Consider the following 21,214-nt stretch of genomic DNA (forward strand, 5'->3'; position numbering starts at 1 on the left):
TCCTCATTCATGGGGTGGGGTGTTTCGCGCGGGGGTGTCGGGGTGGCTGCTGCCCGCGGTGTCGGGGCGGCCCCTTCGCGCCGGTGTGTCGGGGCGGAAGCCGCGGGCGGCGGTGACGAGGGCCTGGACCACGCGTTCGTCCTCGGCGTGGTGCTCGGGGTGCCACTGCACGCCGAGCATCCACCAGTCCTCGACGGTCTCCGGTTCGAGGATCTCGATGAGCCCCTCTCGATTGTGTCCGGAGGCCCGGAGCTCGGCGCCGAGGCGCTCGATTCCCTGGTGGTGGTAGCAGGGAGCCGTGAGCCGGGGGCCGAGGACCGCCTCGGCGAGGGTGCCGGGCACCGTGGACACCTCGACCTCGCCGTAGACGCCGGGGGCGGGCTGGTAGTCCGAGTGCCCGATCGCCTCGGGCAGGTGCTGGTGGAGGGTTCCGCCGGCGAAGACGTTGATGACCTGCATGCCGCGGCAGATCCCGAGCACGGGCAGGCGCCGGTCCCGCGCGGCCTCGAGGAGCATGAGCTCCGAGGCGTCGCGGTACGGCTGGGAGACCGTGCTCGGATGCGCCGGGCTGTCGTAGGCGCCGGGGTCGACGTCGGCGCCGCCGGCGAGGATGAGGCCGTCGACGCGGTCGAGGACCGCAGGCGCCTGCCCGTGCGGGGGCAGCAGCACCGGGATCCCTCCACAGGCGCTGACCATCCGCACGTAGTCGGCGGGGATGAGCGCCGCCTCGGCGTCCCACACGCCCCACGCCGCCTGCTGCTGGTAGCAGCTGATGGCGATGACGGGGGCACCGGTGGCGGCAGGCTGCCTTGAGCCTCCGGCAGGCCTCGTGCGCCCCCTCGTAGCGACGGGGGTGCCGGCGGTCTCAGAGTCGTTCGAAGCCACGGACCCTCTCCCAATCGGTGACGGCGGCGTTGAAGGCCTGCAGCTCGACGTCCGCGGCGTGGACGTAGTGCCTGATCACGTCCTCGCCGAACGCTGCCTTCGCGACCTCGGAGGCGGCCAGGCGGTCACGGGCCGCGGCGAGCGTCGTCGGCAGCCGCGCGGCGTCCGAGGCGTAGGCGTTGCCCGCGGTGATCGCCGGCATCTCGAGTTTGTTCTCGATCCCGTGCAGTCCCGCCGCGATCAGGGCGGCGGTGGCGAGGTAGGGGTTGAGGTCGGCGCCTCCCACCCGGCACTCGACGCGCAGGGATGGCCCGGAGCCCACCACCCGGAAGGCGCACGAGCGGTTGTCGGAGCCCCAGGCCACGGCGGTGGGCGCGAAGGAGCCTTCGACGAAGCGCTTGTAGGAGTTGATGTTCGGGGCGAAGAAGTACGTGAAGTCCTCGATGCACGCGAGCTGACCGGCGATGAAGTGCTCCATGAGCGGGGAGAACCCGTGCTCCCCGTCGCCGGCCATGACCATCTGCCCGTCCGCGGACCGGAAGCTGAGGTGGATGTGGCAGGAGGAGCCCTCCTTCTGGTCGTACTTGGCCATGAAGGTGATCGACTTGCCGTGCTGGGCCGCGATCTCCTTCGCCCCGTTCTTGTACACCGCGTGGTCGTCGCAGGCCTTGAGCGCGGACTGGTACTTGAAGGTGATCTCGTGCTGGCCGAAGTTGCACTCCCCCTTCGCCCCTTCGACGTAGAGTCCCGCGCCGGCCATGGAGTTGCGGACGTCGCGCAGCAGCGGTTCGACCCGGGCGGTGCCGAGCAGCGAGTAGTCGACGTTGTACTGGTTCGACGGGGTCAGCCGAGTGTACCCGGAGGAGAAGGCCTCCTCGTAGGTGGTGTCGAAGACGATGAACTCGAGCTCGGTCCCGGCGTACGCGGCCAGCCCGTGCTCGCCGAGGCGGTGCAGCTGTCGCTTGAGGATCTGCCGGGGGGAGACGGCGACCTCCTCGCCGGTGGTCCAGAGGATGTCGCAGTTGACCATCGCGGTGCCCGGCTGCCAGGGGATGAGGCGCAGGGTGGCCAGATCCGGCTTCATCACCATGTCGCCGTAGCCGGTCTCCCACGAGGACATCTCGTAGCCGGCGACGGTGTTCATCTCGACGTCGACGGCGAGCAGGTAGTTGCAGCACTCGGAGCCGTGGCCCATCGACTCGTCGAGGAAGAACTGGGCGCCCAGCCGCTTCCCCTGCAGCCGGCCCTGGGCGTCGGTGACGGCGACGACGACGGTATCGACGGTTCCGGCGGCGACGAGGTCGCGCAGGTCGTCGATGCTCAACGGCGGTGCCTGGATCGATCCCGTGCTCGTCCGCTGCGCCGAGGTCGGCGTCGTCGGCACTGATGCTTCTCTCATGCGGTGGTCCTCTGTTCGGGGGTGTGCTGGTCGGTGGGCGGTGGCGTGCAGTGCACCGGCGTGCGGGACGGGACTTCCGGTGGTCACTTGAGCTCCTCCTCGGCGGCCTGGATCTGGGCGAACTCCTCCTCCGGCGCGCTCGCGACGAGGTGGTGGCGGGAGTAGAACCAGAAGTAGGCGAGCGCGACGAGGAACACCCCGGCGGCGATCGCGGCGGCGGCGATGTCGACGAAGAAGGTCGCGACCACGGCCACCGAGGCGAGCACGAGGGCGATCGAGGTGGTGACGATGCCGCCCGGGGTGCGGTAGCCGCGCGGCAGGTCCGGTTCCTTGATCCGCAGGCGGATGTGGGAGAGGTTGAGGAGGACATAGGAGACCGTGGCCCCGAAGACCGCGACGTTGAGCAGGATCCCGCCGTTGCCGTCGACGAGGATCGCGAGGACGAAGCCGATCGTGCCGGGAACGATGAGAGCGAGCACGGGGGTGCGGCGGCTGCCGGTCAGCGACATCCACTTGGGCAGGTAGCCGGCCCGGGACAGGGCGAAGAGCTGCCGGGAGTAGGCGAAGATGATCGAGAAGAAGCTCGCGACGAGGCCGGCGAGCCCGGCCCAGTTGACGAAGGTCGCGAGCGCCGAGCTCTCCCCGTATGCCTGGCGCAGCGCCTCGGGCAGGGGGTTGTCGGATTCGCCCATCGCGCCCGCTCCGGCCACTCCGGGGACGAGGATGAGCATGAGGGCGCCGAAGACGACGAGGATCGCCATCGCCGTGATGATCCCGCGCGGCATGTCCCGCTGGGGATCCGCCGACTCCTCGGCGGCCAGCGGAACGCCCTCGACGGCGAGGAAGAACCAGATCCCGAAGACGAGGGAGGCCAGCAGCCCGCTGATGCCCTTGGGCAGGAAGGTGCTCGAACCGGCCGCCTCGGTCGGGGCGATGTCGAACAGGTTCGCGGCGTCGAAGTGGGGGACGGCGGCGACGACGAAGACGATGAGGGCGATGACGGCGACCGCGGTGATCGCGAACATGAGGCGCAGCGCCTCGCCGACGCCCCACAGGTGGATGCCGATGAAGATCGCGTAGGCGACGAGGTAGATCGTCCACGCGGGCACCGACTCGGGCAGGATGCCCAGGGCCTGGACGTAGCCGGCGATGAAGGTCGAGATCGCCGCCGGGGCCATCGTGTACTCGATGAGGATCGCCATCCCGGTGGCGAAGCCGCCCAGCGGGCCCAGCGCCCGGCGGGCGAAGCCGTAGCCGGCCCCCGCGGTGGGCAGCGTCGAGGACAGCTCCGCGAGTCCGAAGACCATGCATACGTACATCAGTCCCATGAGGAGGAAGGCGATGAGGAGTCCGCCCCACCCGCCTTCCGCCAGGCCCAGGTTCCACCCCGAGAAGTCGCCCGAGATGACGTAGGCGACGCCGAGGCCGGCGAGCAGGATCCAGCCGGCGGCCCCCTTCTTCAGCTGTCGCTTCTCCAGGTAGTTCTCGGCCACGTGACCGTATTCGATGTTCCGGCTCATATCCGCCCTCAACGTCGTTGCTGATTCGAATGGTTCGACTGCGTCCTGCCAGTGTCCCGGTCCCCGCGGCGTGCTCCGCCGCGTGCCCATTCCATCATTGGAATGTTTTCAGACCATTGAACTGAGTCGAATGTAATCCGGATAGCATTGGGTGTCAAGCATGAGAGAGGGGGCGGCAGGTGACCCAGCCGAGGCCCAGGCGTGGGAACAACGTCTTCGAGCAGACGATCGCCCAGCTCCTGCGCGCGATCCGCCTCGGCCAGTACCTCGTCGGCGACAAGCTTCCCGCCGAGCGCGAGCTCGCCGCCGACCTCGGCGTCTCCCGCGCGACCCTGCGCCAGGCGCTCGCCGAGCTCCACACCGCGGGGATCGTCGAGGTCCGCCGCGGACGCTACGGGGGCACCTTCGTCACCGCACTGCCCTCGGCCGAGGCGGATGCCGGAGTCGACCCCGCCGACCTGCGCGATGCGCTCGCGTTCCGCCGGATCCTCGAATGCGCGGCCGCGCGGATCACCGCCGAGCGCGAGCTCGGTCCCGAGGAGCGCTCCCGGCTGCGCACGGCCGAGGCCGCGTGCGCCGCCGAGCGCGACAGCACCGGCGCCGAGCACTTCCGGGCGCTCGACTCCCGGTTCCACCTCTGCATCGCCGAGCTCACCGGGATCCCCTCCCTGGTCCGGGCCGCCGCCGCGACCCGCGACCGGGTCAACGCCTACCTTGATCGGATCCCCTTCATCCACACGAACATCACCCATGCATGCGCCCAGCACCATCGCCTCATGGAGGCGATCCTCGCCGGTGACCCGGACACCGCCGAGGTGCTCGCCGCTCAGCACGCCGACGGCACGGAGGAGCTCCTGCGCGGATTCCTCGAGGACCGGGACCAGACGGACACCTGAGCCGAAGCGGGTCGGTCCTCGCCCGCTCCGGACCACGGCCGGACCCACGACCGGTCGGATCACGGCCAGGCCGGACCACCTCGGCGCCGGGGGCCTCAGCCCGCGACGAGGGCGCGCGCCTCCTCCCGGTGGGCGGCGATGAGCGCCTCCTTGTCGAGGCCGACGACGTGGCCGTCGAGCACCCGCCAGGCCCCGCCGACCATCACCCGATCGGCCTTCTCCGCCCCGCACAGGACGAGGGCCGGGATCGGATCGTGGGAGCCGGAGAACGCGAGGCCCTCGAGGCGGAACATCGCCAGGTCCGCCTGCCTGCCGACCTCGATGCGCCCGATGTCGGCGCGGCCGAGCGCCGCCGCGGACCCGCCGGTCGCCCAGTCGAGGACCCGGGCACAGGTGACCTCGGCTGATCCGTAGCGCAGACGCTGGAGATAGAGGGCCTGACGCACCTCCCGGATGAGATTGGAGGCGTCGTTCGAGGCGGAGCCGTCGACACCGAGGCCGACGTGGACGCCGGCGTCCTCGAGCTCGACGGCGCGGGCGATCCCGGAGGCCAGACGCATGTTCGAGGTCGGGCAATGAGCCACGGAGACTCCGGCCGCGCCGAGGCGGGCGATCTCCTCGGTGTCGAAGTGGATCCCGTGGGCGATCCACGTCCGCTCGCCGAGCCAGCCGACGGATTCGAGGTAGTCGACGGTGCGCAGCCCGAACCGCTCCAGGCAGAACCGCTCCTCGTCGAGGGTCTCGGCGAGGTGGGTGTGGAGCCGGACGTCGAGCTCCTCCGCGAGCACCGCGGACTCGCTCATGAGATCGGTGGTCACGGAGAACGGCGAGCACGGAGCCAGCCCGATCTGCACCTGCGCACCCTCTCCGCGTTCGTGGTACGCCCCGACGAGGCGGCGCGAGTCCTCGAGGATCACCTCGGGATCCTGGACCGTGCTCTGCGGCGGGAGTCCCCCGTCGTCGACGCCCAGCGACATCGAGCCGCGGGTGAGCAGCGCGCGCATGCCGAGCCGGCGGACGACGTCGACCTGGACGTCGATCGCCTCGTCCATTCCCGTGGGGAACAGGTAGTGGTGGTCCGCGGCGGTCGTGCAGCCGGTCTCGAGCAGTTCGGCCATCGCCACGGTGGTCGCGAGCTCGAGCGCCTTCGGGGTCAGCCGGGCCCAGACGGGATAGAGGGTGATGAGCCAGTCGAAGAGCGGTTTGTCGGCCACGGGCGCCCAGGCCCGGGTCAGCGTCTGGTAGAAGTGGTGGTGCGTGTTGACGAGCCCGGGAGTGATGACGTGCTCGCTCGCATCGACGATCTCGTCGACGGACTCCCGCCCCTGCGCCGGCGCGGCGCCGGTGGGCACGAGCTCGACGATGGTTCCCGCCGCGGTGTCGATGACGATCCCACCGCCCGCGTCTCGGGGGTCTCGGTCGCGTCCGAGGTGGACGGCCAGGGGATCGCGCAGCCAGACAGTGGACATGTGTCGCCTCTTTCCTCAGGTGCCGCGGTCGATGCCGCATCGACCGCCGAAATGGCGACACCGGCCGGGGCGGATCGCCACCAGCTCAGGTTTCCCGGCGTCTGCTGCTCCGCCGGTCGGTCCGGAGGACTGCGCTCGGAACTAGAATGGTCCGCAGGGCCGACGAGTCGTGATCCTATCATGTGACGCCCGGCACGCCAGTGACGCCCACCACGTGGCAGGGATCACGAATTCGACTTGCGGCGTTGTCGATATTCGCCTAGCATCTTGCGATAAGGAAAACATTTTTCGCATCATGGAAGTTCTGGCGGCCCCAGTCCGCCCCCCGCACCGAAATACCAGCACCGATTCGCGCGACTCGCGACGTACCGGTCGATCGGCCCACCGGCCGAGAGACCACAGGCCCGCAGCGCGGAGATCAACTCAACGGAGAGAACAATGTCGGTATCAAAGCAGTCGGAAGTCACGAAGACGGTCCGCCCGGAAGATGAGAAGCTTCCCCTCGGCACCCTCATCGCCTATGGCTTCCAGCACGTGCTCACCATGTACGGCGGCATCATCGCCGTCCCGCTCATCATCGGCACCGCTGCCGGTCTCAACCCGGGGGACATCAGCCTCCTCATCGCCTCCTGCCTGTTCATGGGCGGCCTGGCGACCATCCTCCAGTCGTGGGGCGTGCCGTTCTTCGGCTCCCAGCTCCCCCTCGTCCAGGGCGTCTCCTTCGCCGGCGTCGCAACGATGACGGCCATCCTCGCCGGCGGCGAGGGCCTCCAGGGGATCTTCGGCTCGGTCATCGTCGCCTCGGTGATGGGCCTGATCATCGCTCCGTTCTTCGCGATGATCGTCCGCTTCTTCCCACCGGTCGTCACGGGCACCGTGATCACGACCATCGGGCTCTCGCTCATGCCGGTCGCCGCCGGCTGGGCCATGGGCGGCAACCGTGAGGCCGAGGACTTCGGCAGCCTCCGCAACGTCCTCATCGCCGTCGCCACCCTCGTCGTCGTCCTCCTGCTCAGCCGGGTCGGCTATGCCGTCATCTCGCGCCTGTCGATCCTCCTCTCGATCGTCATCGGCACCGCCGTCTGCGCGATGTTCGGCTGGGCGGACTTCTCGAACATCGCCGACCGCGGCTACTTCGCCGTTCCCGAGCCCTTCGCATTCGGCTGGCCCACCGTCTCCGTCGCCGCCGTGATCTCGATGTTCATCGTCATCATTGTGACGATGACGGAGACCACCGCCGACATCATCGCGGTCGGCGAGATCGTCGACACCAAGGTCGACAAGAAGCGCATCGCCGACGGCCTGCGCGCGGACATGCTGTCATCGGCGATCGCACCGGTCTTCAACTCCTTCACCCAGTCGGCCTTCGCCCAGAACGTCGGCCTCGTCGCCATCACCGGAGTGAAGTCGCGGTACGTCGTCACCGCCGGCGGCTTCATCCTCGTCGTCCTCGGCCTGCTGCCGGTCGTCGGCGGTCTCGTCGCTGCGGTTCCGACGCCGGTCCTCGGCGGTGCGGGCATCGTGCTCTTCGGATCGGTCGCGGCCTCGGGCGTCCGCACGCTGGCCAAGGTCCAGTACGAGGGCAACATGAACATGGTCATCGTGGCCGTGTCCCTGGCCTTCGGCATCATCCCCGTCGTCGAGCCCGACTTCTACAACTCGTTCCCGACCTGGGTCGGCATCATCCTCCACTCGGGAATCTCGTCGGCCGCGATCATGGCCGTCCTCCTCAACCTCCTGTTCAACCACATCGGGGCCAAGGGCAAGGACCGCTCGGACCGCTCGGTCTTCGTCGCCGGCACCAACCGCGTGATCAAGGACGAGGACCTCAAGCGCCTGATCAACGACGAGGCCATCCTCGCCGAGGGCGACACCATCCGCGACGGGAAGATCTACGACTGCAACGGCGAGGAGGTGCCGGTCGTCACCGCCGCCCAGCACCAGATCGTCGCCGAGAAGCTCAAGAACGGCGAGGTCAAGACCCGCGAGGATCTCGAGCGAGTGATCAAGGAATGCGACAAGCCCTGATCGCCGGCCTCGTGGATCCCTGAGTCCCTCGCCGAGGCGGTGCCCGGACTCCGGGTCCTCCCCGAGGCGGGCGTCCCGGTTTCCGGGTCCTCGCCGAGGCGGGTGTCCCGGTCTCGAGACAGCAGCGCGGCCCCTGCCCCTGAGAGGGTGGGGACCGCGCTGTCATGTCCGCCGCACTGTCATGTCTGCCGCGTTGCTCGACCGCTCGGCGGCCGACCGCTCGCGCCGTCCGGCTCTCGTCGGGTCAGCGGGAGGTCGCGACGCTGTTCTCGTGGGCGTCGAGTCGGTCGCGCGTCGTGAGCAGTCCGGGCAGTTCCGTCATGTCGGTGAAGGTCTCGTCGGCGCCGAGCCCGAGCAGCAGCTCGGGGCTCTGGTGGACCGGGGAGGCCGGGCAGAATCCCAGCACGTGGGCGCCGGCGGCCCGTCCGGCCTCGACGCCGGGAGGCGAGTCCTCGACGACCGCGGATTCGGCCGGGTCGACGCCGAGGGCCGCGGCCGCCGCGAGGTAGACGTCCGGGGCCGGTTTGCCCCGGTCGAGTTCGACTCCGGAGAAGATCCTGCCCTCGAACACGTCGAAGAGGCCGATCTTCTGCAGCTGCATCGTGATCTTGGGGCGGTCCGCGCTCGACGCGCAGGCCAGGCGCCCGGGGTAGACCTCGTCGAGCGTGCGCACCGCCTCGACGACACCGGGGATCGCCTCGAGGGAATCGGCGATCTCGACGTTCCGCCGCCGGCGGAACTCCATCAGCCACTCCTCGTCGATCCGCTGCCCGGTGTGGGCTTCGATGACATCGGCCTCGTCCCTGAGCATCCGCCCGACGAACCGCGCGACGCATTCCTCCCGCGACAGGTGCCATCCCATCTCCCCGAGCATGACGCGCAGGACCTCGTTGGTGATCTTCTCGGAGTCGACGAGGACGCCGTCACAGTCGAACAGCACGGCAGCGAACTTGGGGCTCAGCGTCATGTAGGCATTCTCCCATTCGAACGATCGGGGCCGAGTACGCGGGTGGCCGAACGCCGCGTCATCGCGGTTCGTGACCGTCGGCACCGGTGCGCTGAACTCGCAGCGGACCGCTCGCTGGACGCTGAGGTCGCCATTCGAGCTCGACCCGAGGACTTGCCGCCGGATCAGCCGGCGGACAGAGAGGAGTAGAGCAGATACCCGGAGGCGACCGCACAGGCGCCGATGACGAGCGCGAAGAGGGTCAGCCAGGCTCCCGCGGGCAGGCTCGAGCCCTGGCTGAGGATGTAGGCATCCGACTGCTGGACGTTCCGGCGCCGGGTGTGGACGCGGATGACCTTGACGAGATCCTTGAGCGACCCGATGGCCAGGGCAGTTCCCAATCCCGCGACGAAGACCGTGACCCATTCGGCGGGCAGGAACACGACGACCAGCTGGGCGGCGACGGCGGTCGTCAGCGCGATCGCGATCCCGGCGACGTTCCGGATGAAGATGAGGGCGACGAGCAGGATCAGGGCGCCGACGGACATCGCCAGGGGTGCCCAGCCGGTGACCGCCGAGGCGATGAGCGCCAGGCCGACGACGCCGGGAGCCGGGTATCCCCAGAACCCGGACCAGTGCGCCGAGAACCCGACCCGGCCGAAGGAGTTCATCTGCCCCGAGTGGTCGAAGTTCAGCGAGATCCCCTTGACCACTCGGCCGGTCATCAGCGCGGCGAAGGCATGCCCGAGCTCGTGGACGAAGGTGACGAAGAGCCCGAAGAAACGCCACAGCGCCGGAGTCACGGTCACGACGAGTGGGAGGCCGATGACGAGGAGGGCATCGACGAGTCCGAGCTCGAGATCGTTCTGCCGCGTGAATCCGGCGGTGATGGCATCCCACCATGTGGCAAGCCCCTGCTGTGCGTCCATCATCGCCTTCCGTCATCCGTCCACTGTGTCCCGGTCTGCATCACGCTCACCTGCGTCCAGTCTAGGAATCGAGCCTGAGTGAGACTTTCAGCTGCGGGGCAGGACGTCCGGGCCACATCGAACGAAGGCGCAAGCAGCATGTGGAAGAACCATTCCACAACAGGGGAATGAGCCTCACCCTTAACCGTATATTACGCTCCTTTCCGCGACATTTGTGACTTTATCGTTATATTCGTTCTATTCTAGTTCGGGTATAATGAGAGTAGGAAGCACGAGGAGGTGATGACAGTGAAGCGGTCCGAGAACACCGGCGCAGCATCTCCCTCAGACGACGAACCTCCGGATTCCCGCACCGCATCCCGGCGTCTTCTCCGGGTCGACCCCGACTCTCCGTTCGCGTCCGCCCTCAGCTGCTTCCTCGCCAGCGACCAGGCCCAGCTCGCCTCCCTGACAGCCATCGCGAACATCTTCCTCTCCGAAGTCGTCGCCGCCCTCAACCCCATTGATTTCATCCCCGGCGAGCCCTACTGCCACCGCAGCATCCGCGAATCCGCACCAGTCGAGGACTCGTCTTCCGCCTCCTCGGAATCGATCCTCTCACCCGCTCCTGACACGGCAGCCTCCTCCGATTCACCGGCACCTCAGCCGCAGCTGCCGAAGTTCCCCGGCTATCGCCCGACCCACTCGGTCTTCACCTGGTCCACGACCACGCCCGGTCTGAGGACATGAGCGAACTCGCCGCCCTCACCGGCACCAGCATCACCCGGGCATATGGTCTCGTGCGCACCGCGATCACGCTCGTTCATGGTCTTCCCCGATTCCTTGAGCGGTGCCTCCAGGGCGAGTTCACCATCGGGCACGCGACCATCGCCGCCCGCGCCTGCCAGGATCTCCCACTCCCCCTCCTCGCCGCCGTCGACGACTACCTCGCCGTTCGACGCGCCGACACCACCTTCGAGACCTTCAAGAAGGGTCTCCACCTCAAAGTCGTCACCCTCCAGCCCATCTCGGAGACGATCGAACGGACGTCCGTGCGTCGTCGCGTCGATTTCGACTCCGACGGCCATGGCACCGGGTTTCTCACTCTGACCGGACCTGCGCCCGAGCTCTATGCCTGCTATCGCCGCGTCGAGGCCTTCGCGCGGACCATCCACGCCGGAAACACCAGCGCGTTCGGCACCCAGCTCCAGCCCGATGAGAGGGTCGACGACCCGCGTGGGGTCGCGGCTCTGATGTACGACATCCTCAGCCGCACCTGCCCCGAAGTGACCGTGACCGTCACCCGCACCAATGCGAGCACGGGTGCCATTCGCACCTCCGACATCTCAGTCGGCAACCTCGTCGGACTCAGCGGCAGCTCGGGATCCGCCCACGGCACCGCCTCCAGCGCAGGCACAGCCAGCGCAGGCACAGCTACCATCGGCACGTCCGACACGGTCAGCTCCTGTGCCGGCAGCTCGAGCGGCGACGCCATCCCGGCCGTCTTCGGCACCGCGGCGGGATCCGCCACTGCCAACGGCTCCGTCTTTCCGCGCCGGACTGACCAGGTCCGTGGTCTCGACCACGACGCCGAACCCGGCGAGGACATCTCCTATGACGTGCGTCTGACCATGCCGACCCACGCTCAGTGGCTTGACGCCCAGGCACGCGTCACAGCCACCGTGCCCGTGCTGACACTCCTCGGACGCGCCGACCTGCCAGGCACCCTGCCCGATGGATCCCCGATCCCTGCCGACATGGCTCGCGATCTCGCCTCTCATTCCTCCACCTGGACGAGGATCCTCACCGATCCGGGCACCGGCACCCCGATCGATGCGAAGGCCTCCACCTACGCCATCCCCCGGGACGTGCGCCGAACGCTGATCGCCCAGTGGGTCACCTGCACCATCCCAGGGTGCAGCCGGAAGGCAGAGAACACCGAGATCGACCACATCGAACCCTTCGATTATGAGGATCCCGGCAACGGCGGCCTCACACGATTCGGCAATCTGCATTGCCTCTGCAAGGCTCATCATCAGGCGAAGACCGACCGGAAGTTCAGCGTCCGCTCCGCGGGACCACTGTGTCTTGAGTACGTGTTCCGACACGGCACCAATGTGATCGTCCATGCCCCCGACAACCCCATCAACGCCGCTCAAGCCCACCTCTTCGCCGCCCTCGGCCTCCCGGCGGCGTCTGAGTCGGAACGCGACGACTCAGAAGCTGGGATCTCAGTCCACGAAGACTCAGAGGTCGAGAACTCCCAACAGCAGTCGGCCCCCGCATTCCCGCCGATCAGACCGCAGTACGAGTTCATCAAGATCCCCCGGCAACAGATCGTCGGCCGATTCCACTATCGCGGCGAGCGCCGGATCTCAGCTGAGCGACCAGGACCTGCGCCGGCCGAGGGCCGCCCGGGGTGGGCAGCAGGCCCACCGAACCCGTGGTCGGAGTACCCCGACATCAGAGACCTCAACCCGGAGCCCAAGGAATGGTACTGGGACTCCGGAGAACCACCCCCATTCTGAGCTCGTGGGCCTGAGTTCGGATCACCGGGCCCACATCGGGCAGCGAGCACCGCCATACCCGCGTACGAACGCCCGGCATCGCTTCTCCCCGACGGCCCACCGGCACGGACACAGGCTTGTCGTCAGACCCTCGGTTCCTGAGTCTGGTCCACCCACTGACGAAGGATGAGGATCAGACCGGCACGCTTCGCCTCGACATCGGCCCGACTGTCGACAACCACGATGGCACGGTCAGGGGACTTCTAATCAAGGAGCCCGTCCGGGTCGTCGATGTCCGGTCGAGGCATGTCCGGATGAGGCTGCACACCGCGATGGAGCACCAGTCGCACCGAACTGCCCCGAGGGTCGAAACCCGTCGTCGCAAAATGATCCGTGATGCGATAGCTGGGCGCGGACCATTTGATCTCACCCCTGGCGCGGGCGTCGACGAGTTCGGTGATCTCGCACAGCTCCGCGACGATCTCCGTCCGCGGGTCCGCGGTATCGGCGAGCCACTGTCGAACTTCCTCATTCATGTCTGCGTTCCCCGGTTCGCGATCACTGGTTCTTGAAGGCCTCGTCGAATGAGGAGTCGGGACGCTTCCACAGCAGTTCACGGATCCGCTCGACCGCCTCGGCGGCGCCGTGCAGCCGGTCCATTCCCGCGTCCTCCCACTCGATGGAGATGGGACCCGAATATCCGACCGAGCCGAGGGCACGGAACGCGTCCTCCCAGTGCATGTCCCCGTGCCCGGTGGAGACGAAGTCCCATCCGCGGCGCGGATCGCCCCAGGGCAGGTGGGAACCGAGGATTCCGGAGCGGCCGGTAGGCGGTCGCAGGCGGGTGTCCTTGCAGTCGACGTGCGCGATGCGATCGGCGAAGTCGGTGATGAAGCCGATCGGGTCAACCCCCTGCCAGAGGAGATGGCTGGGATCCCAGTTGATGCCGAAGGCCTGACGATGGTCGATGGCCTCGAGGGTCCGCACCGTCGTCCAGTAGTCGTAGGCGATCTCGGAGGGGTGCACCTCGTGCGCGAAACGCACGCCCTCATCGTCGAAGACGTCGAGGATCGGATTCCACCGCTGCGCGAAGTCCTCGTATCCGGCCTCGATCACGTCGCCGGGGACCGGTGGGAACATCGCCACATAGGGCCAGATCTTCGATCCGGTGAAGCCGACCACGGTGTCGACGCCGAGCTTCCTGGCGACACGCGCGGCGCGCTTCATGTCCTCGGCGGCGCGCTGCCGGACCCCTTCGGCCTCGCCGTCGCCCCAGACGTAGGGGCGCACGATCGCCTGGTGGCGGAAGTCGATCGGATCGTCGCATACGGCCTGTCCCGCGAGGTGGTTGGAGATCGCCCACACCCCCAGTCCGTGCCGTTCGAGGATCTCGAGACGGGAGCGCAGATAGTCGGGGTCCTCATCGGCGCGCAGCAGATCGAGATGGTCGCCCGAGCAGGCGATCTCGAGTCCGTCGTAACCCCATGACGCCGCGAGGCGCGCAACCTCCTCGAAGGGCAGGTCGGCCCACTGGCCGGTGAACAGGGTGACTGGATGCGAGGACTCACTCATCATGGCGGCTCCTTTGCCTGGTGCGGTCGGATGGTGTCAGTGCGGTCGGATGGTGTCGTGGTGGTCGTATGCTCCCGGCGCGGACGCCCGCCGGGGCCCGTTCCCCCTCCGGCGCTGGAGTCCATGGAGGAACTCCGCACTCGCCCGGGCCAGTTCGTCCTGGCTCGGCGCCAGCGGCCGCCAGATCGAGGCGGCCACGGCGATCGTCGCATTGTCGGCGGTGAAGCTCTCCACCGTCAGCGCCCCGGAGTAGGAGATGTCGTCGAGGGCGGTGAGGAGGGCCGGCCAATCGGTGTGGTCGCCGCCGACCGGTCCACGGTCGCTGCCGCACACCTGCACCGCGCGGACATGCTGCCCCGCGGTGCGGATCGCCTCGGCCGGCGACCGTTCCTCGATGTTGAGATGGTAGCTGTCGAGCGCCAGGCCGACTCCTCGCCCGAGCAGGGGGTCGAGCGCGTCGAGCGCCTGCTCGACGGTGTTGATCACACTCGTCTCGTACCGGTTGAGCGGTTCGACCGCGAGCGCGATCCCGCGCTCGGATGCGTAGTCGGCGATCGGGCGCAGCGCCTCCCGGAGCACTCCGATCGCCCGCCGGCGCTCCTCGGGGTCCATCCGCCACAGCCGACCAGTGCGCGAATAGAACGGCCCGGCCACCGTGGGCGATCCCATCGCCTGCGCGACGTCCACGCAGTGGCGGAGGTAGTCCTGGGTCGCATCACGCGCGGAGTCGTCGAGCAGGTCCCGGCCCGGCCCCATGGCGCCGACGATCCGGGCACCCAGGCCGTGGGCGGAGAGCACCTCGACGGTCGTGCCCGGATCCCAGTCGCCGCGAGACTCGACGGGCAGCTCGAGCAGCGCGAACCCGAACCGCTTCGCCCGCGCGGCGAGATCGCCGAGGTGCGCGTCGCGCAGGGGTGACACCCACACCCAGGTGTTCACCCCCAGCGCACGCGGCTCGGCCATCAGTGGTTCCCTCGTCTCTGCTCGGCCATCAGCGCTCAGGGGATGACCCGGTCCTGCCACACCTGCGGGTAGCCGGGAAGGTCCTCCCCGCCGAACTTCGCGTAGTGGCCGTCGGGCATGCCCTCGTTGCGGCTGAGGTAGTCGTCGAGGTCCGCCTCGGTGATCGGGCTCTGCGGAAGCACCCATTCCTTCGGCACCTCCTCGCCCTTGAAGATCATCTCGGCGGCCAGCAGGGGGGTGCGCCACTGGAAGTTGGAGTAGACGGGGGCGATCGCGGTCATCCCGGTCTCGTCCCACTTGCGCAGGAAGCTCAGCTCGTCCTCACCGGTCATCACGGGCAGGTCCTTGCCGGCGTCCTCGAAGGCCTCGATCGCGGAGACGGCTCCGTCGCCGGCGTCCATCCACACCCCCTGGACGTCGCCCTTGGCCAGCTCATCGGAGACGATCTTCTTGATCTCCGCGGGATCCGCGTCCGTGAAGTAGTCGACGGCTTCGATCCCCGCCTCGTCGAAGAGCTTCTCCGCGGCCGCCCACCGCTGTTCGAGCACGTCGACGCCGGGCAGGATGCGCAGCGCCACGACCTTGTCGCCCTCCTGGAGGTTGTCGATGAGGAAGTTCGCGGAGTCGATGCCCCATGCGAACCCGCCGATCGGGTGGATGAAGGTCACCGCGCAGTCGGTCTGGACCCCGCGGTCGAAGACGATGACGGGCTTGCCGGTCTCACATGCGCGCTCGACGGCCGGGGTGATCGCCGCGGTCGAGTTCGGCGAGATGATGAAGCCGTCGCAGTCGCCCTCGGAGATGAAGTAGTCGATGTCGGCGATCTGCGTGTCATCGTTGTCCTGGGCGTCCCGGGTCTCCATCTCGGTGATGACCCCACCCTTCTGCAGCTCCTTCAGCTGCTCGTTCATCGTGATCCATCCGGTCTGCCGCCAGGGGTTGGAGATCGAGGCGTTGGCGAAGCACACCTTCTTCCCGCCCTCGGAGGCGAACTCCGAGGTGTCCTGCATCTGCGGATTGATCATCTGCAGATAGGGTTGGTCGGCCGGCCCCTCGGGGGTCGCCTCCCGCTCCTGGAACTGCTTGTCGTAGAGCTCCTGATCGAACCAGTCGGTCGACGCGGACTCCTCCCCGCTCGCCTCCGGCGCCTGCTCCACCGTCGGATCGGTGGTGCAGGCGGCCAGCGCGATGAGGGCGCCCGCGCCGACGATGCCGACCGTGGTTCTCAGCGATCGCTTCATTGCGTTCTCTCCTTGTCATTCCCGCGCGACCGAGTCGCCGGTGAGGTGGATCGGCGAGGGCTCACTCGCCGAGGTGGTCGTGCGCTCCGCTTCCGCCGAGGCGGGGGCGGGGGGCCTTGTGGTCCTGCGCCTCTTCGCGAACACCGCTCCCGAGTACGCGACGGCGGCGATGATGATCGCGCCCTGGATGGCGTCGCGCATCGTCGCGGGAACGGCGGTGAAGTTGAGCAGGGTGAACAGCGATTCGAGGGTGAAGGCACCGGTCAGAGCTCCGAGCACGGTCCCGCGGCCGCCGCCGAGGACGACCCCGCCGAGGACCACGGCGGTGATCGCGATGAACTCGTAGCCCTGCCCCACCGACGGGTGGACCCCGGCGTAGCCGACGAGCAGGACGCCGGCGACGGTGGCCGACAGAGAGGACAGGACGAATGCCAGAGTCTTCGTCCGCCACACGCTCGCCCCGGCGTAGGCCGCCGCCTCGGCGTTGTCGCCGATCGCGACGAGCGTCCGGCCGAAAGGTCGCCGGGACAGCCAGACGGCGAGGAGGATGACGGCGAGCAGGACGAGGACCGCATAGGGCAGCAGCCCGAGGACCGGAACGCCCTCGATCCCGCCGCGCCCGATCTGCCGGAACGAATCAGCGGGGTTGCCGGTCGCCGCGCCGCCCGTCCACCACATCACCCCGCCATGGATGACGAGCATCGTCCCGAGCGAGACGATGAACGAGGGGACCTTGAGCAGCGTCGTCGCCAGGCCGTTGACCACGCCGACGACGACGCCGAGGACGAGCATGAGGACGAGCACGGGCACGGCCTTCGCCTCGTCCGTGCCGATGAGGTTGCCGGCAGTGACGACCTGGGCGGTGACGAGGGCGCCCATCGACAGGTCGAACTCGCCGGAGACGATGACGAAGTACTGGCCGATCGCGACGATCGCGATCGGAGCCACCCGTTGGATGAACCGCACGAGCTGGCCGGGTTCGGCGAAGCTCGGGTTGAGGACGACGATGGCCACGAGGATGACCGCGAGGAGGACGACGACCGCGCCCCTGGGGTCGATGGCACGGCGGAGCAGCGCGTTCATCGCCGTCTCCCCTCGTCCTGGGGCGCGGGCCCGATGACCGGACCGGCGCCGGCGCCGGGGGCGGGGTCGCTGCCGGTGACCGGACCGGCACCGGTTCCGGGGTCGGTTCCCGAGTCGGCCGGGGATCCGCTCGGCGCGGCGGCGACCGCGACCTCCGGGCCCCGCGGCGCCGAGGCGAAGCGGACCCGACGGGCGACGACGCGCCTGCGGGCGTAGACGGCGACCGCGACGATGATGACGAGTCCGCGGATGACGTCCTTGAGGAACGGGTTGAACTGCATGACGCTCATGAGGTTGTCGAGGACGGCGAAGATCGCGACGCCCCCGATCGTGCCCCAGATCGACCCGCGACCGCCCATGAGCAGGGTGCCGCCGAGGACGACCGCGGCGATCGAGAGCAGATCGTAGCTGCCCTGGGAGCCGACGGTGGGAGAGCCGACGCCCAGCCGGCTGGCCAGGAGGAGACCGGCGATCGCCGCGCACACCGCGCTGCCGATGTGGGCGCCGATGAGCGGCAGCCGCTCCCTGACCCCGGACAGCCGGGCCACCTCCGCGTTGCCGCCGACGGCGAAGAGGTGGTGGCCGAAGCGGGTCCGGGCGAGGATGAACGCGACGAGGAGGGCGAGGGCGAGCATGACGATCGTCGAGATCGGCACCGGCCCGATTCCGGTGGCCCCGAACAGCTGGAACGCCCACGGCACGCTGCCCGCGGTCCCCTGGTAGTTCGTGTCGAGGTAGCCCTTGAGGATGAGTCCGACTCCGAGGGTCGCGACGAATCCGTGCACACCGAGGACCGTGACGATCAGTCCGTTGGCCAGACCGATCGCCGCCGCCACACCGAGCGTGAGCAGCACCGCCGGCAGGATCATCGCGGAGCTGCCGTTCATCGTCTCGGCGGCGATGAGGCTGGCCAGGCTCATGACATAGGGCACGGAGAGGTCGAGGGAGGCGCCGAGGATGACGAGCGTCTGCCCGATCGCGACGAAGCCGAGCACGCTCATGCCGGTGAGGATGTCGCGGATGCTGCCGGGGCTGAGCACATTGCGCCCGGTCGTGGCGACGAGGATCGCCGAGACGACGAGGACGAGCACGAGCGCGATGTAGACGAACGCCGTGGTGTCGAGCCGGGTTCTCATTGCTCGCTCACCACCTGGGCCTCGGTGCCCGTGGCGAGGGCCAGCACCTCTTCCTCGCTCGCGCTCGGCGGCAGCTGACCGGAGATGCGGCCGTCGGCCATGACGAGCACCCGGTCGGACATCCCCAGGACCTCGGGCAGCTCGCTGGAGACGAGGACGATCGCGACGCCTCGGCGGGCGAGGTCGCGGATCAGCCGGTAGACGGCGATCTTCGCCCCGACGTCGATCCCACGGGTCGGTTCGTCGAGGAGCACGACGCGCGGGGAGGTCGCCAGCCACTTAGCGAGCACGACCTTCTGCTGGTTGCCGCCGGACAGCGCCCGGACCTCCTGTCCCGTGCCGCGGCTGATCACCTCGAGCGAATCGAGGATCCCGGGCACCTGGGAGCGCAGCGCGGCCGTACGTCCGGGGAAGACCGCTCTGATCGCGAGCAGGGCGTTGTCGAGGATCGACTGGGACAGGGCCAGGCCGCTGCCCTTGCGGTCCTCGGTGACGAGCGCGATGCCGGCCCGCACGCCCTGCCGCGGAGAGCGGATCGTCACGGGTGAGCCGTCCAGTCCCATGGTCCCGCGCGTGAACGGCGCCGCGCCGAAGAGCGCGGAGACGAGTTCGGACCGGCCCGATCCCTGGAGTCCCGCGAGGCCGACGATCTCGCCGGAGCGCAGGGACAGGCAGATGCCGTCGAGCTGCTCGTTGCCGCCGCCGCTGACCTCGAGGACCGGATCGCCGATCTCGGTGCCCTCCTCGGGGCCGGGGAAGAACGTGCTGATGGGACGGCCGACCATCGCCCGCACGAGTCCGGCCTGGTCGAAGTCGGCGGCGGGCCGGCTCGCGACGAGTGCGCCGTCCTTGAGCACCGTGATGTCGTCGCAGAGGTCGAAGACCTCCTGCAGGCGGTGCGAGACGTAGACGATCGCGACTCCTCTCGATCTCAGGGTGCCGATGACGCGGTAGAGCACGGCGACCTCGGCCTCGGCGAGCGCCGCCGTCGGCTCGTCCATCGAGATGACGCGGGCATCGACGGAGAGCGCCTTGATGATCTCGACGATCTGCTGCTCGGCGACGGTCAGCCACCCGACCTTCGTCTCCGGCCCGATGCCCTCGATACCGAGGTCGTCGAGGAGCTCCTGGGTCGCGCGGTTCATCTCCGAGACGTCGACGAGTCCGCGGCGGCGGGGTTCGCGGCCGAGGAACACGTTCTGGGCGACGGTCCGATCGGGCAGGAGGTTGAACTCCTGGAACACCGTCGCGACTCCCGCCCGCGCCGCCTCGAGGGGGTGGGCGAAGTCGACCGGTCGGCCGTCGATGAGGAGGTCGCCGCCGTCGCGGCGGTGGACCCCGGCGATGATCTTCATCAGCGTCGATTTGCCGGCGCCGTTCTCCCCGACGAGACCGTGCACGGTGCCCGGTCGCACGGCGAGGTCGACGCCGTGGAGGACCTCGACGCCGAAGAACTGCTTGCGGATCCCCGTCGCCGTGAGGACCGGGGCGCTCTCGCGGCCCATCTCGGTCTCCTCGCGGCTCATGGCGCCACCTCGATCCAGGTCCGTTCGACCGCCGAGCGCAAGACCGCCTCGGTGACCTGAGCCGCGCGCACCCCGTCGTCGAGGGTCGGCACGCCGTCGCGCCGATCTCCGGCGAAGAGGGCATAGGAGTCGGCGACGAACGCGTTGAAGGCGTCCTGGTAGCCCTGCGGGTGGCCGGCGGGAACCGTGCACAGCCGTGCGGCGTCGGGCGCGAGGATCTCGGGATCGCGCATGAGCAGCTGGCTGCCTGTCCGCCGTCCCAGCCACAGGTGCTCGGGCTGCTCCTGGGCGAAGCTCAGGCTCTCCCGGCTGCCGGAGACCTCGAGGACGAGGCCGTTCTTCCGTCCGGGCGCAACCTGGGAGACCAGCAGCGAGCCGATCCCGCCGCCGCCGAGCTCCACGGTGAGCGCGACGGTGTCCTCGGTGCTCACAGCGGTGTCGCCTCGGCGCGGGTGAACGGTGCGAACCGTCGCCGACAGCGCCGTGATCCGCTCCCCGGTGACGAATTCGAGGAGGTCGACGAGGTGGGACCCGATGTCGGCGAAGGCTCGCGAAGGTCCGCCGGCCGCGGAGTCGACGCGCCAGTTGTCGTCCTCGGCATCGAGCAGCCAGTCCTGGAGGTAGCTGCCGTCGACCGTGAGGATCGCCCCTGCCTCACCCGCCGCGATGCGCGCCCGGGCCTCCCGGACCAGGGGATGGTAGCGGTAGACGAAGGGGACGGTGCCGAGCAGGCCCGCCGCCTCCGCCTCGTCGCGGACCGCACGGGCCGCCTCGGCGCTCGTGGCCAGCGGCTTCTCGCAGACGACGTGCGCCCCCGACGCGATCGCCCGGCGGGCCAGCGACGCGTGGCTGTCGTTGGGGGTGCAGATGTGGATGATGTCGAGCCCGTCGGTGAAGAAGGCGTCCCCGGTCAGCGACCGCGCATAGCCGAGGTCGCCCGCGGCGCGGAGGCTTCCCGCCTCGGAAGAGGTCGCGATCGCTCCCAGTCTCGCCCCGGCCAGCCGGGCCGCGTGCGTGTGGGTGCGAGCCATGAAACCGCCGCCCAGCATCCCGACCCGAGGTGCTGGTACCGGCAACTGCGCAACGGTGACCATGACCCATTATGGTGTGACCTTCACCACTTTTGTCAATGGAC

18 protein-coding genes are annotated in these 21,214 nt (G+C 68.9%); 4 read left to right on the forward strand and 14 right to left on the reverse strand.

What is annotated here, in order from left to right; genetic code table 11:
• Positions 1 to 3: 3 nt before the first annotated feature.
• The 3 genes from DFO65_RS10885 to eat form a co-directional block, all read right to left on the reverse strand.
• Complete coding sequence (locus DFO65_RS10885) at positions 4 to 885, reverse strand: gamma-glutamyl-gamma-aminobutyrate hydrolase family protein (protein WP_113904443.1); 882 nt, start codon at positions 883 to 885, stop codon at positions 4 to 6.
• The gene (locus tag DFO65_RS10890; RefSeq protein ID WP_113904444.1) at positions 866 to 2,284 is read right to left on the reverse strand and encodes a glutamine synthetase family protein; all 1,419 of its coding nucleotides are present in this window, start codon (positions 2,282 to 2,284) and stop codon (positions 866 to 868) included. Before DFO65_RS10890 ends, DFO65_RS10885 begins: the two co-directional genes overlap by 20 nt.
• Positions 2,285 to 2,367: 83 nt before the next feature.
• Entirely contained in the window at positions 2,368 to 3,804 is a 1,437-nt protein-coding gene (eat, locus tag DFO65_RS10895; protein ID WP_113904445.1) for an ethanolamine permease, read from the reverse strand.
• 179 nt (positions 3,805 to 3,983) lie between these two features.
• Here eat and DFO65_RS10900 point away from each other — a divergent pair, with 179 nt between their 5' ends.
• On the forward strand, positions 3,984 to 4,700 hold the full coding sequence (locus DFO65_RS10900) for a FadR/GntR family transcriptional regulator (RefSeq protein ID WP_113904446.1): 717 nt from the start codon (positions 3,984 to 3,986) through the stop codon (positions 4,698 to 4,700).
• A gap of 95 nt (positions 4,701 to 4,795) precedes the next feature.
• On the opposite strand, the gene DFO65_RS10905 is transcribed toward DFO65_RS10900, so the two are convergent.
• Entirely contained in the window at positions 4,796 to 6,169 is a 1,374-nt protein-coding gene (locus DFO65_RS10905; RefSeq protein WP_113904447.1) for an 8-oxoguanine deaminase, read from the reverse strand.
• A 438-nt stretch (positions 6,170 to 6,607) separates the two neighbouring features.
• On the opposite strand from DFO65_RS10905, the gene DFO65_RS10910 reads away from it, so the two are divergent.
• A complete protein-coding gene (locus DFO65_RS10910; protein WP_113904448.1) occupies positions 6,608 to 8,197 on the forward strand; it encodes a nucleobase:cation symporter-2 family protein in 1,590 nt (529 codons plus the stop codon).
• A 244-nt stretch (positions 8,198 to 8,441) separates the two neighbouring features.
• Here DFO65_RS10910 and DFO65_RS10915 read toward each other — a convergent pair whose 3' ends face one another.
• Together DFO65_RS10915 and DFO65_RS10920 are read right to left on the reverse strand one after the other, a co-directional pair.
• A complete protein-coding gene (locus DFO65_RS10915; protein WP_113904489.1) occupies positions 8,442 to 9,164 on the reverse strand; it encodes an HAD family hydrolase in 723 nt (240 codons plus the stop codon).
• 164 nt (positions 9,165 to 9,328) lie between these two features.
• A complete protein-coding gene (locus tag DFO65_RS10920) occupies positions 9,329 to 10,072 on the reverse strand; it encodes a M50 family metallopeptidase (protein ID WP_113904490.1) in 744 nt (247 codons plus the stop codon).
• A 282-nt stretch (positions 10,073 to 10,354) separates the two neighbouring features.
• Between DFO65_RS10920 and DFO65_RS10925 the strand changes: the two genes are divergently transcribed.
• Together DFO65_RS10925 and DFO65_RS10930 are read left to right on the forward strand one after the other, a co-directional pair.
• Positions 10,355 to 10,801, forward strand: coding sequence for a hypothetical protein (locus tag DFO65_RS10925; protein WP_113904449.1), 447 nt, complete (start codon positions 10,355 to 10,357; stop codon positions 10,799 to 10,801).
• Positions 10,798 to 12,579 (forward strand): HNH endonuclease signature motif containing protein, encoded by a 1,782-nt coding sequence (locus tag DFO65_RS10930; protein WP_113904450.1) that lies wholly within the window; start codon positions 10,798 to 10,800, stop codon positions 12,577 to 12,579. The genes DFO65_RS10925 and DFO65_RS10930 overlap by 4 nt, the downstream gene beginning before the upstream one ends.
• Positions 12,580 to 12,821: 242 nt before the next feature.
• Here DFO65_RS10930 and DFO65_RS10935 read toward each other — a convergent pair whose 3' ends face one another.
• The 8 genes from DFO65_RS10935 to DFO65_RS10970 are packed head-to-tail and all read right to left on the reverse strand — an operon-like array spanning position 12,822 to position 21,173.
• Complete coding sequence (locus DFO65_RS10935) at positions 12,822 to 13,094, reverse strand: hypothetical protein (protein WP_113904451.1); 273 nt, start codon at positions 13,092 to 13,094, stop codon at positions 12,822 to 12,824.
• A gap of 22 nt (positions 13,095 to 13,116) precedes the next feature.
• Positions 13,117 to 14,133 (reverse strand): sugar phosphate isomerase/epimerase family protein, encoded by a 1,017-nt coding sequence (locus DFO65_RS10940; protein WP_181778701.1) that lies wholly within the window; start codon positions 14,131 to 14,133, stop codon positions 13,117 to 13,119.
• A 33-nt stretch (positions 14,134 to 14,166) separates the two neighbouring features.
• Positions 14,167 to 15,093, reverse strand: a complete 927-nt coding sequence (locus DFO65_RS10945; RefSeq protein WP_113904452.1) for a sugar phosphate isomerase/epimerase family protein — start codon at positions 15,091 to 15,093, stop codon at positions 14,167 to 14,169.
• Positions 15,094 to 15,128: 35 nt separating this feature from the next.
• A complete protein-coding gene (locus DFO65_RS10950; RefSeq protein WP_113904453.1) occupies positions 15,129 to 16,334 on the reverse strand; it encodes a substrate-binding domain-containing protein in 1,206 nt (401 codons plus the stop codon).
• Positions 16,335 to 16,349: 15 nt separating this feature from the next.
• Positions 16,350 to 17,417: an ABC transporter permease gene (locus DFO65_RS10955; RefSeq protein ID WP_113904454.1), complete on the reverse strand. Its 1,068-nt coding sequence runs from the start codon at positions 17,415 to 17,417 to the stop codon at positions 16,350 to 16,352.
• Positions 17,414 to 18,553, reverse strand: coding sequence for an ABC transporter permease (locus tag DFO65_RS10960; RefSeq protein WP_113904455.1), 1,140 nt, complete (start codon positions 18,551 to 18,553; stop codon positions 17,414 to 17,416). Before DFO65_RS10960 ends, DFO65_RS10955 begins: the two co-directional genes overlap by 4 nt.
• Positions 18,550 to 20,079: a sugar ABC transporter ATP-binding protein gene (locus DFO65_RS10965; protein ID WP_245940626.1), complete on the reverse strand. Its 1,530-nt coding sequence runs from the start codon at positions 20,077 to 20,079 to the stop codon at positions 18,550 to 18,552. The genes DFO65_RS10960 and DFO65_RS10965 overlap by 4 nt, the downstream gene beginning before the upstream one ends.
• A complete protein-coding gene (locus DFO65_RS10970; RefSeq protein ID WP_342766927.1) occupies positions 20,076 to 21,173 on the reverse strand; it encodes a Gfo/Idh/MocA family protein in 1,098 nt (365 codons plus the stop codon). The genes DFO65_RS10965 and DFO65_RS10970 overlap by 4 nt, the downstream gene beginning before the upstream one ends.
• Positions 21,174 to 21,214 lie beyond the last annotated feature (41 nt).

This window comes from Brevibacterium sanguinis (assembly GCF_003315415.1).
GTDB classification, from domain to species: domain Bacteria; phylum Actinomycetota; class Actinomycetes; order Actinomycetales; family Brevibacteriaceae; genus Brevibacterium; species Brevibacterium celere_A.